The sequence below is a fragment of the Betaproteobacteria bacterium genome (genome assembly GCA_016720925.1).
Lineage (GTDB): Bacteria > Pseudomonadota > Gammaproteobacteria > Burkholderiales > Usitatibacteraceae > UKL13-2.
Genome location: JADKJR010000025.1, coordinates 48,288 through 63,520 on the forward strand (window position 1 = coordinate 48,288; position 15,233 = coordinate 63,520).

Here is a 15,233-nt window from a genome sequence, read left to right on the forward strand (position 1 = left end):
CTAAGGTTGCTTCCGGAAATTAGTTGTCATTGCTTGGAGATATGGTCCCGCAGAAGGGTATTCGGGGACAGACCACAGACAATTCTGATGAGCCGCGAAAGCATGCGGTCTTTCGCTCTAGTAACCAGGATTGGGTTGAATTTATTTCCTAACGCACCGCACCGCAGATCGCCATTTGGCGCGCCTTCCCGGCACTAAATGCCGGAAAAGACGCGCCAGTGCTAGGGTTTTGCAACTTGATCGCGACGCTCAGCTCGCTTTCTTCACAAAATCCCGCAAGTGTTTTGCCTGCATTTTCAGCGACGGAATGTGCACATACATCATGTGGCCAGCTTCGTAATAGTGCCGGGTGATATTTCCACTGAGGCTCTTGTCGAGCGCCATGTGGTTGAGCACGTAATCGCTGGCGAAATGCGGTGTCGCGAGATCGAAGTAACCTGACGCCACGTACACTTTCATGTGCGGATTGCTGCAGATCGCCTTGCGCAGGCTTTCCGCGACATTGAGATGCTGGTCTTTCGAGCCGAAGTCCCAGGTCATGTATAGCTTGGAAATCATCGTATAGGGTGTGTCGATTTCGAACTTGAGTTCGCGGCGCAGATAATCATTGATGCAAGCCGCGTATGCGCCATCGAGATTGGTGTGCGCGGGATCAAATTCAAAATTTTCGCCCGCGGCATCGCGATCAATTCCCTTGAAGCGGCTGTCGAGGCGCCCCACCGTGCGATGTTCGTCGCGGCATAGTTCCTTGCAGAAGCGATGGATCTGCACGCGCAGATTGGTGGAGGCGACATATTCCGGCGTGAGCCCGGTGTATTGCGAGATTTTGGCAATGATCGCATCGCGCGCCTTGGGCGCAAGTTTGTCGCCCAGGAACAGAGCGGCGTTGTATTCGCCCTCGGCAAATGCTTCGACTTCATCGAGCAGGGCGCGCAGCGATTTTGCCTGCAGGCGCTTGTCGAGCTTTTTGTGAAACCATGCGGTCGCGGCATAGGTCGGTAAAAACAGGACATGCGCCAGATCGTGACCGTTGATGAACCGAAAGGTGCTGAAATCCAGCGCGGTGGAAAACAGCATCAGTCCATTCAGGTACATCCCGTACTTTTCCTGCAGCAACGAGGAAAGTCCGGCCGCGCGCGTGGTGCCGTACGATTCGCCGGCAATGAATTTGGGTGAGGCCCAGCGCTCGTTGCGTGACGTGTACAGGCGAATGAATTCGCCGACGCTGTCCAAGTCGCGTTGATAGGTGTGGAATTCCTTGAGTTTTTCTCCCTCAAGCATGCGACTGTAGCCGGTGCCGACCGGGTCGATGAAGACGAGGTCGGTTTCGCTTAGCAGAGAGTATTCATTGTCCACCAGTTGATAGGGCGGCGGTGGGGCGTTGCCTTCGCTGTCGAGCTTGACGCGCTTGGGGCCAAGAACGCCCAAATGCAGCCACACGCTCGAGGACCCGGGGCCGCCGTTAAAGGAAAACGTCAGCGGGCGTTTGGCCCGGTCTTTTACCCCATCGCGGGTATAGGCGATGAAAAAGACCGTGGCGCGTGGTTTGTCTGCCTCGCGATTACCGTCCTTTTCGCTATCTTCCTTCAACACGACAGTGCCGCACATTACGGTGTAAGCGATGTTTTCGCCGTTGATGCGAATCTTGTGTTTGCTGGTGACGGTACGATCGGTCGGAATGACGACAGGTTTGGAAGCCGGTAATTCTTGTTCTTGTTTGTCGAGAGCCATGTTTGGGGTCGGAGTAGGTTACAGAACCGCCATTATCACGCAAACCTCGCTTCCGGTTTCTTGATCTGATCCGCCAGGCGGCTGGCGTTTCGCGCCACCGTGCCGTAGATCGTGAGCTGGGGATTCGCACCGATGGACGTCGGGAACACGGAACCATCAAAGACCCACAAGTTTTCCAGTTGATGGTGGCGGCCGTCACCGCGCGTAACTGACACGCGCGCATCGTTGCCCATCGTGCAACCGCCCATCACATGTGCGCTCGCCACCCGCGTGCGCAGCGCCGCCATCGGCAGTGATTCGATCGCAAGCTTGGCGTCGGCCCAGCTTCGATACGGCTTGGCATCTTCGTGCATCGGCATGACGATTTTCGCGCCGGCGGCAAACTGGATTTCCGCCATTACTGAAAGCGCGTGCCGGATGCCATCCCACACGTAGCCGCTGATGACATAATCGAGGATCGGGCTGCCGTCATTGCGAATCGATACCTGTCCGCCCTTGCTTTGGGGATGAAATCCATCGCGCATGAGCGCGATGGCCACATGCATGTTCTCTATTCGTTTCATCCAGGTTGCGTGTTCATCGCCAAAGCCGGGCAGGGTGATTCCCGCCAGCACCGGATGAAGCGGCGGTGCCTCCAGCTTGAATCCCATCGGGCCGCTGTGGGGCAGGCTATCGACGAAATGGTCGGAATAAATGCTTTGCGGCGCACCGGAATAAGCCTCGACTTTCCGGTCCATGATCGCCGCGCAGATTGGCGACGGATGCAGGAAAGTGCGTTTGCCGAGAGTGTGATGCGGATCAGGAAATTGCGAGCGCAGCATCAGCGCGGGATTGTTGATTGCGCCACCGGCGAGGATGAAATGCCGGGCATGGACGCGAATCTTCCATGGGCCGGCTGCCGTATTCACGCCAACCGCGTCAGCGCTCATGCCGCTCGCGATCAGGCTGGTGACGCGCCCGTAGCGATGTGAAAGCTTTTCAACCCGCGTCGAATGAATAAGCGACAAGCCCCGGTCCAGCGAATCCGGAATCGTCGTGACCAGCATCGATTGCTTGGCGTTGGTCGGGCAACCCATGCCGCAATAGCCGAGGTTCCAGCAGCCTTTCACATTGCGTCGAATGGCAGCGGCGGGAATACCGAGTTTTTCACAGCCGCGGCGCAGGATGTCATTGTTCTCATTCGGCGGCACCGGCCAGGGCGAAATTGACAGGCGCGCTTCCATTTTTTCAAACCAGGGCGCCATTTTGGCAACCGTATAGTCGTCAAGCCCCCAAACCTTTTCCCAATGCTGAAGCGTAGCCGGTGGCGTGCGAAAACTTGATGTCCAATTCACGGTCGTGGACCCACCGACGCTACGGCCTTGCAGGATGGTGATGCTTTTATCCTTGGTCTGGCGGCCCGCCGATTCCTGATAAAGCTGCGGATAGGCATCGCGTTCGCGCATGCGGAAATCCGACGAACTTTTGAATGGCCCTTCTTCGATCATGACCACGTTGAGGCCCGCAAGCGTCAGGGCCTCGGCCGCCGTGCCGCCACCGGCGCCCGAACCGACAATCACCACATCGCATTCAATGTTGTAGTCGCGGGTGATACGCGTGCCGTCAATCACTTTCCAGCCCCGCGAACGGTCGGCAAGTGCCAGCGAGATGGGATCCTGGACGACGGAGGCGCTCATTGCAACCCCAACTCCTGCGCATGGGGTGGACCACCGTAGCCGATTTTTCCCCAAGACAATGGATTGCCGTACCAGCAGGCGAGCATCACCCGCGCCAATGCCTGGTAGCCCTGCTGCAACAGGGCAAACCGGCTCTGCCGCCAGCCATTCAGGAATGCGCTGACTTCGGCTTCGCTGGCCTCATTCCAGGGCTTTGACACACCGGCGATGAAACGCCGTGTCGGGCTGAAAGTGAGCAGGCTCAGCAGTTCCTCGACTTCCTTTTGGATGGCTGGAGAGAGACCGGCGACGGTGCGATCGAACGCTTCCACGACTTCATTGATCGCGACTTGCCGGCTGGCGGGATCATCCGGCAACGCGCCCTTGAGCACGGCGGGCGCCAGTGCGGCAATGCATGCGGCATCGCGGTTGGCAAGTTTTTTCAGGTCCAGAGACCCGGGGCCGTCAGCCTGTGCAAATACATCACGATCCAGGCTGCGCGTCACCATCAGCAGGCACACGCTTGTCATACCGACTTTGAGGAACGACCGACGATTCATCGCGATTACTTCTTGGTGTACTTCGTTTGCTGGGTGTCTTAACGCAACAGAAACTTGATCAACGTATCAAAACGCTTTCCGTACGGGGGTTTGAACAGTCCGAGGCCATTCACCGGCGACTGGTGAAAAATCGGTTTCATTTTGGAAAACGTTTCAAAGCCGCATTTGCCGTGATAAGCCCCCATGCCGGAAGGCCCGACTCCGCCAAACGGCAGATTGTCCTGCGAAATATGCAGGAGCGTATCGTTGATGGTCACGCCGCCGGCGATGGTTTCATTGAGCACTTGCTGAATGTGGTCATCGAAATTACCGAAGTAGTAAAGCGCCAGTGGCCGTGGCCGCGCATTCACGTAGCGAATGGCTTCATCGAGGTTGTCGTAAGGCACCAGCGGCAGAATCGGGCCGAAAATTTCATCCTGCATCAACCGCATCTCATCCGTGACATTCGCCACCAGTGTCGGTGCCATCTTGCCGGTGCCGTCGAGAGACTCGCTGGCCGGCATGATCGGCAGCACCGATGCGCCGCGTGCGGCGGCATCATCGAGGTACGACTGCAGGCGCCCGAAATGGCGGGCGTTGACAATGCTGGTGTAGTCCCTGTTGCGCGCCAGCGTCGGATAGAGCGACGCAACCACGCGTTGCGCGGCGGTGGCAAACGCCTGTTCGCGGGCACGGGGCAGCAGCACGTAGTCCGGCGCAATACAGGTTTGTCCGGCGTTAAGGCACTTGCCGAACATGATCTTTGCAGCCGCTTCATCGATATTGCATTCCGGTCCGATGATGGCCGGCGATTTGCCACCCAGTTCAAGTGTAACCGGCGTCAGATTCTCCGCTGCCGCGCGCATGACCTGTTTGCCAACCGAGGTGGAACCGGTGAACAGCAGGTGATCGAATGGCAGGCTTGCGAATTCCCGCGCGACCTCAACACCACCAATGATCACCGTCACCTGATCAGTCGAAAAGTACTGCGCGATCAGCGTCGCGAACAGTTCGCTGGTGTTGGGCGTAAGTTCGCTCATCTTGATCAACACCCGATTCCCCGCGGCGAGCGCGGCAGCCAGTGGCGCGACCGCCAGCAGGATCGGATAATTCCACGGCACGATGATGCCAGCCACCCCGAGCGGCTGCGGACGAATCTCATTGCGCGCCGGCAGGAACCACATCGACGCCCACGACCGCCTCGGTTTCATCCACGATTTCAGGTGCTTCATCGCATCGCGCACCGCCGCCAACGCGGGAAACATTTCCAGCAGACGGGTTTCGTGCGCAGAGCGATTGCCGAAATCGCTGCTGATCGCGGCTTCTATTGCGCCTGCATTCGTGGACAACAACTGTTCCAGCTTTGATAGCGCATCGCGGCGTGCAGACGCATCAGGCATCCGGTCGCGCTCACAGGCTTTGCGCGCAGCCGCAAAACTAACCTGCAGCGCCGCCGAATCGTTACGGATTGATTGATTCAGATCCATATTGCGAAAAATCTCCACAGATGACATCAAGAATACCAGTGCCGGCAGAGTCTGCGAGAACTCGATTAGATTGTTTGCTCTAACATTCTCGGGTGTTGTTGTTCAGGCGGACCTCATTGACCATTCAAAATGCTTGAACGACTCAAACAACTCGAAGCCCTCAGGGGACACGAAGCGCTCGCGGACGCCAGCGACAAGGTTTTCCACGAACGCGTCAAGACTGTCAAAGTCTGGCAGCAGCAGCGATTGCGGCGTTGCTATACCGATCTTGCGGCGGATTCGCGATATGCAATGGCCGTCGCGTTCTTTCTGGAAGAGCTTTACGGCACGAAGGATTCGGCGATCCGCGATCGCGACCTGATTCGCATGTATCCGACCATGAAACGCCTGTTGCCGAAGTTTGCCTTTGATACCGTGGATCGCGCGCTGGAACTCGACGTACTGGCGGAAGAATTCGACCAAGCGCTGGCGAAGCAACTAGGTGGCGCAACCCTGACTGACGCCCGCTATGCCGCCGCCTTTCGCGCGGTTGGCCGGCGTGCGGATCGGTTGCATCAGGTGGAATTGATGCGTGAAGTCGGCAACGGTCTGGACCGGGTAGTCAAGACACCATTGCTCTACGCCACGCTGAAAATGGTGCGGAAACCGGCGCAAATGGCCGGCCTCGGTGAAATCCAGCAGTTTCTGGAAAAAGGCTTTAGCGCCTTCCGCCACATGAACGGCGCGAAGTTCTTCCTGCAAACCATCGCCGAACGCGAAACCGTGCTGATTGAACGCTTACTCGACAATCATCCCGAACCGTTCGCCATCGTGGCTGAATGGGAACGCTTGAAAGTTGGAGAAGCGTGACAGGCTGGTAACGACCCGTTGCGGACATTCGGTTTGCACAAAAGCAGTCATTCAACTGGCGATCCAGCGGTCAACTTTCACTCCGGCAGGCATAGCTTTTTATTGGTGTACTTCTATTCCCATATCGCGGAAAGTTTCGGTGATAGCTAGCCACTGTTCGTCGTCTATTGGCGAACGCCGCTCACGCCAATTTGGGTCTGCGTATTGGGGATGCAATGGTGGCGAGGGTATTTGCGGTAACGCTTCGCGGATTTCGCCGCGTGTCAGATACCCGCGCTCTTTGCCAAGCTGAATCAACCGCTTGAGCTTTTGTTCATTCATGGCGTTCTAATTCACTGTGACGACATAAAAGGAAAACTCAACGGCGGCTCCTGGCCGAAACTTGCCTGTCGATTGTAAGCTCCAATTTTGGCAAAGCAATTGAAGCTGCGATTCATTGTGACTGAGACACCAATTGATCATTCTCTTGTTTTGGGAACGGAGCCCATATATGACGAGTTAGTTGTCGCGTTTATCGACTGCATTTGGCGTGCCCTTAAGTGCGTCGATGGTTTCATTCCTTTTTCAGCTTGACGCGCAGGAAATGAATGTCGCCCCAATTCCAGCAACCAAGGCCGGACCCAAGTGTTGTTCCATCGCTGATTGCGGCGCGCAGCCAAAGTCATTCCCCTAATGCGGCGACTACTCCGACTGCTAGGCAAAGGCGTGAGTGTAGTCTTTGGAGCCCGCAACGAATGGATTCGTGGTCATGCTTCAGTCATCCGAAAGCAGCGACCCCGCGCCCCGGTATAACGGTGCTGTAGAAAAATTGTGGTCATGGACGCATCGTGCCCAGAATAATGGAACTTCGAGTCAAAGGACCGGTTGTGGCCGAAACCCGCCTTTCGATTGTAAACGTCCTTGCGTCACGCGACTGGCAGAATAGCGGGCCCAATCGCGATCTATTTCTTCCGCGTGGCGGCCTTTTTCGCAGCGGCTTTCACGTCTGGCTTATGTGCCGCTTTCGCGGGCGCCTTGGCTGATGCCGCGGGCGCCGCGTCGAGGACGTTATCGAGCTGCTCGTGTATGGCCTTTTCGATCGGCCCCTTCATCATCTTCAGCATGAAGCCAAGCGTTACGTTGAGATTCATGTCGTGATCCGTGACGGCGAGGTGGCCGTTCACGCCGGAGCGATGAAAATGCAGGGTGTCACCTTGCCACTCACTCGTGAGGTCGAATTTTTCGTCCAGTTTCTTCGCCATCTTCTCGGCTGCCGCGCGGGCGCCCTTGAGGCCATGATGGTGGGTGCGATGCAGCTCAATATCAGCCATGCGTTATTCCTCCGGGAAGTGTCTATTGGGCACGCCTGTCCGATGGGCGCGTATTCGGAACAGTTGGCACAGTTTACACAGGCCGGCGTGGTCTGGCACGGCCATCACCTGGGCTTGTCAAATCTCATCAATTCGCCCGCAACGAATCCACAATTCGCTTTTCATCCCGCCAAATCGTCATTCATCGCGTCGCCGTTGTTGCCGCCGCCAATGTTCGGTAGTCTCTCAACTTGAGATGACTATGAATCCAATTCAAGCGTTTAACCACTGGTACGCGCGGGCGGAGGCCAAGGGCCGCGCCAAACTGACGCCCGATGAGCGCGCCGACTTGCTGGCATTCGAGGCGTCATTCCAGAAGTATCGCCAGCGTTATGCGGCAATCATTGTTGCGCTTTGGCTCGGCGTTGGCGTCCTTGCCAAACTGCTGCTAAACAACGTGGGCTGGATCGGGGCGTTTGCCTTGAGCGCGCTGATTCTGATGTCGCTGATCGTCGCCATTACCGGCGCCTGGTTTGGTCCGTCGCGCTTCACCACCGGCACAAAGGGATTCGTTTTGCTGGGTGTCACGCTGGCGGGTTATATCGTCGGCGGGCTGGGCGCGACCATCACCCATACCAGTACGCTTTCCAGCGTGGCCGATGAAGTGATACGCGTGGCGCCACGGATTCTGGTGGGTGGATTTATTGCCGGCCTCGTATATTCGGTGCTGATGGTGAGCATCGTGCAATACCGTCGCGGACAACTGCTGCGCCGTAACCAGCAACTGGAACGGCAAGCACAGCAGGAACGCATGGGGCGGCAGTTGGCCGATGCGCGATTGAAGCTGATGCAAGCGCAGGTCGAGCCGCATTTTCTGTTCAACACCCTTGCCTCCGTGCAGCAATTGGCCGAGGGCAGGGCGCCGGAAGCCGCGGAGCTTACCGCGCAGCTGATCACTTTCCTGCGCGGCGGGCTGGCCAGTTTGCGCGAGGAAACCACCACGCTTGGCCGTGAATTCAGGGTCATGCAGGCCTACCTCGCGATCATGCAAACCCGCATGCGTGACCGCCTGGTATTCTCGCTGGAGATGCCTGAAGAACTGCGAGACCTGCAGGTGCCCCCCGCCATGCTGATTTCACTGGTGGAGAATGCGATCAAGCACGGGCTGGAGCCTAGCCTGGAAGGCGGAAAGATTGAGGTGAGTGCCGCCCGCGACGCCGACCGATTGCGTATCACCGTAAGAGATACGGGCCAGGGACCGACCATTTCGCATTCGGGTGGCGGCGTGGGGCTCGACAATATTCGTCAGCGTCTGCGGGTGTTGTTTTCCGATCAGGCGCGGCTCATCGTTTCGCGCAACGTGCCACATGGATTCATTGCGGTGATTGATTTGCCGATGCCGGCAGAGACTGAAAACGTGTTGAGTGATGAGAATTCGAAAGGGAGAAAAGAATGACGACCGCACTGATCGCTGAGGACAGACTTCGGGGTTTCGTTGAAGCAAACTGCTTGCTTCCCGAGGCCGGGTCTGCCCCATTTATGCAGGAGTGGGATATGACTACCGCGCTGATCGCAGAAGACGAACCCCTCATGCGCGACCGCCTGTTGGCGGCGTTGAAAGACGTATGGCCCGAACTTGAAATTGCGGGCATCGCGAAGAACGGCATCGAGGCGCTGGAACTGTGGCGTAAAAACAAACCCGATGTTGCCTTTCTCGATATCCGCATGCCGGGGAAGACTGGCCTGGAGGTCGCGGCCGAGATCGGCGATGCCGCCCACTTCGTTTTCATCACTGCCTATGACGAATACGCAGTGCGGGCATTTGAGAACGGCGCAGCGGACTATCTGATGAAGCCGGTCGAGACTGATCGCTTGGCGGCCGCCGTGGCGCGCGTCAAGAAACGTCTCAATTCCGCGCCTGCCGACCTGACGGGACTGCTGGGGAAATTGCTTAATCAGGGCGCCAAATCCGGCGCACCAAAGTTGAAATGGATCCGCGCATCACTCGGCAACCAGACCAAATTGATCAATGTCGAGGAGGTACTGTTCTTCCAGTCCGATACGAAGTACACGCGCATCGTGTTGAAGGATTCCGAAGCGCTGGTGCGCACGCCGCTAAGGGAATTGATTGAAGGCCTCGACGAAGATGTTTTCTGGCAAGTACATCGCGGTGTCATCATCAATGCGAATGCCATCGACCGCGCGGTGCGCGAAGGCCCGGAAAAACTGGTGGTACACATCAAGGGTCACAAGGAAAAACTGCCGGTTTCCCGGCAGTATTTTCATCTCTTTAAGCAGAGCTAAACTCCAGCATTGGCGAGCCGCGCAGGCCGAAAAGTGTCGGAAAGGCTCGTGGGTGCTGGTGTTTTGGCTCGTCGGTCATGCGCTGTCGCATTGGGCCGAGCAGGAATGCCCTGAACGCGGTTGTTGGGTGAGTTTTTGTGCTGCCGCGGTTGCAGCAACCCGACGCAGCGCTACGGTAGCAAGCCCCCCTGTCGAGCCTTAACGACAAAAATATCAACTGCCCCGATTTTTCCGGAAAGGTCCGGATCAAATCGGAAATTGGACGAATTGGTCACTTGCCCGGATCGCGCCTTGGTCGCACTCAGGTCGGTTGCATCGATCTTGCGTGAACTATTCACGTCGCCTGTCAGGAAGCCAACCGACACAGCGGTATTCAGTTCACCATTGACTCCCTTCAATTGAATGTTCACCCGGCTGCTATCAGGAATTCCGGTAAGCGCGACGATCAATTCATTGCCGGCAAATTCCGCCGATGCTGCACCGATCTTGGCGCCGCTGGCATTCGTCGCGGTCACGTCGGAGATTGAGGTCACAGCTTGATTGAACGTGAAGACAATCCTGTGGCCCGACTGCGAGATTCTGGGTTCAACCGTCACGTCGCCGGTTACCGGGATGGTTGTTTTCAGCGGCAGATCAAAGGTTCCGGTGGTGCCGTGATCCTTGCGGGAGGCCACGTTTTTCAATTCGAGCGTAGGCACGTCTGAAATGACATTCAGTGAAATCGCTGTCATCGCGCTCTGATTGCCCGAATCATCAATCACCACCAGGCCGAGTTGCCACACACCGGATTTGTCGGGCGTGAACGTGATCGATGCATTGGTCGAATTGATCACACTGGGAAACGCGGTGCTTCCGACTGGGCGGGAGATGGCGCTGAACCGGTAGGTCACGACCTGCCCACCGCCGGTGTCCGCCGAGCGAGCACCCGACAACGTCACCACCGAACCCACCACGGGTGACGCCGGTGTTGCATCCAATACCGCGGTCGGGTTGTCAGAATCTGTCACGATGATGGTTGCCATCACCGGCGCGCTCTGGTTGCCGCTGTCGTCCACGACCACCAGCTGGATGTCGTAGCGGCCCAACTTGTCTGGTGCGAACGTCAGTAGCGGCGAAGTGGATACAAACGGCAGGCTGGGCACCACACTGCCTGACGGGCGCTGACCCAGGTTCCAGCGGTATTGCACCACGCTGCCAGACGACGTGGATGCGCTGGCGTTCAATGTGAGCGACGCGCCCACCTTGCCGGTAGCCGGCGCGCTGATGTTGGCGACCGGAACCGCCGTGACCACCAGCGACACTTCGGTTGCCGCACTCTGGTTGCCCGAATCATCGGCCACCACCAGACTAATTCTCCACACGCCCGCTTTGTCCGGCGTGAATGCGATTGAGGGGCTGGCCGAATTTACCGGCGCGGCAAACGCGGTCGCACCTGCGGGTCGTGAGACGGCGGTAAACTGGTAGCCCACAACCCGGCCACCGCCCGTATCCGTTGAGCGACTGCCGGATAGCGTCACGGACAAGCCAACCGTACCTGACGCGGGTGTTGCATCCAGCACCGCTGTCGGATTGTCGGTATCGGCAACGATGATGGTCGCCACCACAGGTGAACTCTGGTTGCCGTTATCGTCGGTCACCGCCAGCTGGATGTCATATCGTCCCAGCTTGTCCGGCGCGAAAGACAGCAGCGGCGAGGCCGATACCAGCGGCAAGCTCGGCACCACGCTTCCCGACGGACGCTGACCCAGACTCCAGCGGTACTGCACTACGCTGCCGGGCGAGGTGGATCCACCTGCATCCAGTGTGAGCGAAACGCCGACCTTGCCGGTCGCCGGGGCGCTGACAACCGCCGTCGGCAGCACCGTCACCGTCAGCAAAATCTCGGTCACCGCGCTTTGGTTGCCTGAGTCATCTGTCACCTTCAGGCTCAGCCGCCACACACCTGCCCGGTCAGGCGTAAAGTTCATTGACGGTGACGCCGAGTTGATCGGCGCGCCGAACACCGATGCACCGGCGGGACGCGAGATCGCGCTGAACAGGTAGCTCACGATGCGGCCGCCGCCGGTATCCGCTGAACGGCTGCCGGACAACGTCACGGGCGTGCCGACCAAAGGCAAAGCCGGTGTCGCTTCCAGCAGCGCGGTGGGGTTGTCGGCATCGATGACATTGAATGTGATGACCACTGGCGTGCTCTGAAGGCCCAGATCGTCCGCGACGATGAGCTGAAAGTCATAGCGGCCGAGTTTGTCCGGACTGAAAGTAAGGAGTGCATCGGGCGTCACCAGCGGCAAGCCGGGAACAACGCTGCCGGCCGGACGAGTTACCGAAGACCAGCGGTACTGCACAACTTGTCCCGACGCGGTGGATGTCGAGGCATTCAGGGTGAACGGGACGCCTATGCGCCCGGTGGCAGGTGCACTGACCGCGGCTACCGGCGGCAGCACGATATTCGCAGTGACGGTTTTGGCGGCATTCATCGTCAGCGTGCAAACGCCGGTTCCCGCGCAGCCACCGCCACCCCAGCCCGCAAAGATGCTGGCCCCGGAAGGATCCGCGCTAAGGGTCACCGTGGTGCCTGGCACAAACGTCGCGCTGCAGGTCGCCCCGCAGTCGATGCCGGCCGGATTCGAAGCCACGATACCGGTGCCATTACCCGCTTTCTGGACGGTGACCACGGTCGGCGCCGGAACGAACGACGCGAGCACCGTCTTGGCCGCATCCATCGTGACCGTGCAGGCGCCGGTGCCCGTGCAGGCGCCGCTCCAACCGCCAAAGACACTGGTGCCGCTGGGGTCATGCAGGAGCGTGACCATTGTGCCCTGTGGGAATTCGGCGCTGCAGGTACTTGTGCAGTTGATGCCGGCCGGGAACGAAGCCACGGTGCCGGTGCCCGCGCCGGTTGTTTGCACGGTGAGCAGCTTCAGTGTGGAGGCGATCGTGGCGGTCACGACTGAAGGGGAATTCATTGTCACCACACACGGGCCGGTACCGCTGCATGCTCCGAACCATCCGGAGAAGACGCTGTTGGCGCCGACATCGTGCGTGAGAGTGACCTGCGAGCCGAGCAGAAAATCGCCCGTGCAGGTGCTGCCGCAGGAAATGCCCCCGGGGTTGGAGACGATCAAGCCGCTGCCGCCGCCGGCTTTCTGGACGGTGAGAGTCGTTGTGGTGGTCGCGAAAGTGGCGCTGACGGTCTTCGCGGCATCCATAGTCACGGTGCAGAGCCCGGTTCCCGAGCAGCCGCCACCGCTCCAGCCGGTGAAGACGCTGTTGCCAAACGCATCCGTGCTGAGCGTCACGCTGGTTCCCAGCGCAAAGTCAGCAGTGCAGGTCGAGCCGCATGAGATCCCGGCCGGAAACGAGACTACCAGACCGTCAGCGGTGCCAGTCTTTTGCACCGTCAGTGTCCGTGCCGTCGATGCGAAGTTGGCCGTGACGGTCTTGGCGGCATCCATGGTGAGGATGCACAGCCCGGTTCCCGAGCAGCCGCCACCGCTCCAGCCGGTGAACACGCTGTTACCAAACGCATCCGTGCTGAGCGTCACGCTGGTTCCCAGCGCAAAGTCAGCAGTGCAGGTCGAGCCGCATGAGATCCCGGCCGGAAACGAGACTACCAGACCGTCAGCGGTGCCAGTCTTTTGCACCGTCAGCGTCCGATTGGCCGTCGCCAGTGAGACCGATGGCGATAGCTCGCTGGTGTCGTACGGTGCGGCAATGCGTGTCGCGGTCGCGGTAATGTGGTTACGGTACTCGCCAAAGATCTGCAGGAATGTCGCTTCACCCGTGGCGTCGGTCGTGACCAGAAATGTATCGGCGTAGTCTTCTGCCTGTGAAACTCCGGGCGCCGAATTCGAGAACAGCTCAATCCGGTATTGCGCATTGGCGACGTCGCTGCGCAAGACGCCGCCGACCTTGGTGCTACCCTCGGCATGGATGACGCTGCTGATCACCGGATGGTTCTGCAGGTGATTGCCGCTGTTGTTGAGGCCAGCACCGCCATCCTGATCATAGGGAGCAACAAGGTCATCCTGCGTCGGCGCACAGGTGGTATCGAACGTGACCGGAGTGACGTACAAGTTGCAGATAGCCCGCCCGGCGTTTCCATAAATACGGTTTCGGGACAACTCGTTGTCGCCACCCTTGACATGAATGCCGTGCGAGCCATTGAACCGGATCACATTGTCGATTACCGTTGCACCGGGTTCCTGAAGGTCGATGCCTGCACCACCGTTGCTGATCATGTTGTCGCCGATGGCAGACCCACCGATCAGGTTATTTCGGATCAGCATCCTGGACGCGGCCTGGCAACAATCAAAGATGACGCCATTGCCGTTATTGCCGGTGATGAGGTTGCGCTCGGCCGCCAACTCACCGCCAATCCTGTTGCCTGAGCCACCGTATACCAGCACACCTACGTCATTTGCGCCGCCGCCCACCCCGCTTGGATCGGTGCCGATAAAGTTACCGACAATGACATTGTTGTTGCCATCGATATAGATTCCTCCATCGCCACCGGCACTGCCGGTGATCGACAAGCCGCGTACCGTCACGTTGCTGGCCTGCACTTCCAGGCGACTGTACTGGCCGCTGGCATCGAGCCCGATCTTGATCACGGCGTTGGTCGTGCCGTCTGTCGCGGTATTCGCCGCAGACCCTGGCTGGGAGTACCCGTCGATCACGGTGCCATCGCAATCGACCCTTGGCAGCGGCACCTCGCCGATAGCAATGATTTTTGCGTCGGTGCCAAAAATGTTGAACCGAATCGTGTGAGGTCCGGCGGCGCAATTGTTCCGCACGAATGTCAACGCCTTGTTGAGCGAACCGGTGCCGGTACTGATGGTGTTCTGCACCAGCGTGCCGTCGGCTGCCGTCACGCCGCGGATTTGCAGTATCAGTAGCGCATTCGTCGACGGCGGGTTGGTGATGATCTCCACTGTTCCTTCGACATATCCGACTGTCGCGGGCGTGGCGCTAGCGGTCAGGAAGCACCCGGAACTGGCGGCGATCACGGTGCCGACCGGGCAACCACTGACCGCGAACCCGGGGCTCACGTTGATGGCCGCAATGGTAAGCGGGACGACGCCGTCGTTTGAATACGAGATCGACCCCTGGCTGAAGGTGAAGCCTGGAACGCGTTCGCCAAAATCGACGGTGTTGGGGAAGAACGAGACGGGGGACGTCTGCACGTTCGCCGCGTACGCGGTGAACGTGCTGGCACCCAGTATTAGGCCGACTGCCAAACTCCAGCACTGGCGCACGTTCCAGGTCCAATTGCCGCCAGAAGCCGCGCCAGTGCTGGAGTTTTGTTTTTTCATCTGCATCGTCTGCCTCAAACCGTTTTATCCGTACCCCCTAGACGGATAAAACGGGCGAAAACAG

Annotated in this window: 10 protein-coding genes; 3 read left to right on the plus strand and 7 right to left on the minus strand. The window is 58.7% G+C overall.

Translation table 11 applies throughout. From position 1 onward, the window contains the following. Positions 1–249 precede the first annotated feature (249 nt). Genes IPP88_21650 through IPP88_21665 form a run of 4 tightly spaced genes read right to left on the minus strand, consistent with a single transcriptional unit; the run spans position 250 to position 5,412 of the window. Positions 250–1,731 (minus strand): peptidase S10, encoded by a 1,482-nt coding sequence (locus tag IPP88_21650; GenBank protein ID MBL0125186.1) that lies wholly within the window; start codon positions 1,729–1,731, stop codon positions 250–252. Positions 1,732–1,766: 35 nt separating this feature from the next. Beyond that, on the minus strand, positions 1,767–3,407 hold the full coding sequence (locus tag IPP88_21655) for a GMC family oxidoreductase (protein MBL0125187.1): 1,641 nt from the start codon (positions 3,405–3,407) through the stop codon (positions 1,767–1,769). Continuing rightward, on the minus strand, positions 3,404–3,946 hold the full coding sequence (locus IPP88_21660; GenBank protein MBL0125188.1) for a hypothetical protein: 543 nt from the start codon (positions 3,944–3,946) through the stop codon (positions 3,404–3,406). The genes IPP88_21655 and IPP88_21660 overlap by 4 nt, the downstream gene beginning before the upstream one ends. Before the next feature lie 38 nt (positions 3,947–3,984). Next, positions 3,985–5,412, minus strand: coding sequence for a coniferyl aldehyde dehydrogenase (locus tag IPP88_21665; GenBank protein ID MBL0125189.1), 1,428 nt, complete (start codon positions 5,410–5,412; stop codon positions 3,985–3,987). A 129-nt stretch (positions 5,413–5,541) separates the two neighbouring features. Between IPP88_21665 and IPP88_21670 the strand changes: the two genes are divergently transcribed. Beyond that, positions 5,542–6,261: a hypothetical protein gene (locus IPP88_21670; protein MBL0125190.1), complete on the plus strand. Its 720-nt coding sequence runs from the start codon at positions 5,542–5,544 to the stop codon at positions 6,259–6,261. A 99-nt stretch (positions 6,262–6,360) separates the two neighbouring features. Here IPP88_21670 and IPP88_21675 read toward each other — a convergent pair whose 3' ends face one another. Both IPP88_21675 and IPP88_21680 read right to left on the minus strand, forming a co-directional pair. Beyond that, positions 6,361–6,582 carry an RNA polymerase sigma factor region1.1 domain-containing protein gene (locus IPP88_21675; GenBank protein ID MBL0125191.1) on the minus strand — a complete coding sequence of 74 codons (222 nt, stop codon included), beginning with the start codon at positions 6,580–6,582 and terminating at the stop codon, positions 6,361–6,363. A gap of 620 nt (positions 6,583–7,202) precedes the next feature. Then, a complete protein-coding gene (locus IPP88_21680) occupies positions 7,203–7,571 on the minus strand; it encodes a polyhydroxyalkanoic acid system family protein (GenBank protein MBL0125192.1) in 369 nt (122 codons plus the stop codon). Between the two features lie 241 nt (positions 7,572–7,812). Here IPP88_21680 and IPP88_21685 point away from each other — a divergent pair, with 241 nt between their 5' ends. Both IPP88_21685 and IPP88_21690 read left to right on the plus strand, forming a co-directional pair. Then, a complete protein-coding gene (locus IPP88_21685) occupies positions 7,813–9,006 on the plus strand; it encodes a histidine kinase (protein ID MBL0125193.1) in 1,194 nt (397 codons plus the stop codon). Positions 9,007–9,104: 98 nt separating this feature from the next. Further along, entirely contained in the window at positions 9,105–9,854 is a 750-nt protein-coding gene (locus tag IPP88_21690) for a response regulator transcription factor (protein ID MBL0125194.1), read from the plus strand. A gap of 170 nt (positions 9,855–10,024) precedes the next feature. Here the strand turns inward: IPP88_21690 and IPP88_21695 are convergent, their stop codons facing one another. Then, complete coding sequence (locus IPP88_21695) at positions 10,025–15,169, minus strand: PKD domain-containing protein (protein ID MBL0125195.1); 5,145 nt, start codon at positions 15,167–15,169, stop codon at positions 10,025–10,027. Positions 15,170–15,233: the final 64 nt, after the last annotated feature.

Bases quoted from the DNA above. Each gene is read 5' to 3' on its own strand.
- IPP88_21665 (MBL0125189.1), bottom strand. From the start codon at position 5,412: ATGGATCTGAATCAATCAATCCGTAACGATTCGGCGGCGCTGCAGGTT.
- IPP88_21670 (MBL0125190.1), top strand. From the start codon at position 5,542: ATGCTTGAACGACTCAAACAACTCGAAGCCCTCAGGGGACACGAAGCG.
- IPP88_21650 (MBL0125186.1), bottom strand. From the start codon at position 1,731: ATGGCTCTCGACAAACAAGAACAAGAATTACCGGCTTCCAAACCTGTC.
- IPP88_21655 (MBL0125187.1), bottom strand. From the start codon at position 3,407: ATGAGCGCCTCCGTCGTCCAGGATCCCATCTCGCTGGCACTTGCCGAC.
- IPP88_21690 (MBL0125194.1), top strand. From the start codon at position 9,105: ATGACTACCGCGCTGATCGCAGAAGACGAACCCCTCATGCGCGACCGC.
- IPP88_21660 (MBL0125188.1), bottom strand. From the start codon at position 3,946: ATGAATCGTCGGTCGTTCCTCAAAGTCGGTATGACAAGCGTGTGCCTG.
- IPP88_21695 (MBL0125195.1), bottom strand. From the start codon at position 15,169: ATGAAAAAACAAAACTCCAGCACTGGCGCGGCTTCTGGCGGCAATTGG.
- IPP88_21680 (MBL0125192.1), bottom strand. From the start codon at position 7,571: ATGGCTGATATTGAGCTGCATCGCACCCACCATCATGGCCTCAAGGGC.
- IPP88_21675 (MBL0125191.1), bottom strand. From the start codon at position 6,582: ATGAATGAACAAAAGCTCAAGCGGTTGATTCAGCTTGGCAAAGAGCGC.
- IPP88_21685 (MBL0125193.1), top strand. From the start codon at position 7,813: ATGAATCCAATTCAAGCGTTTAACCACTGGTACGCGCGGGCGGAGGCC.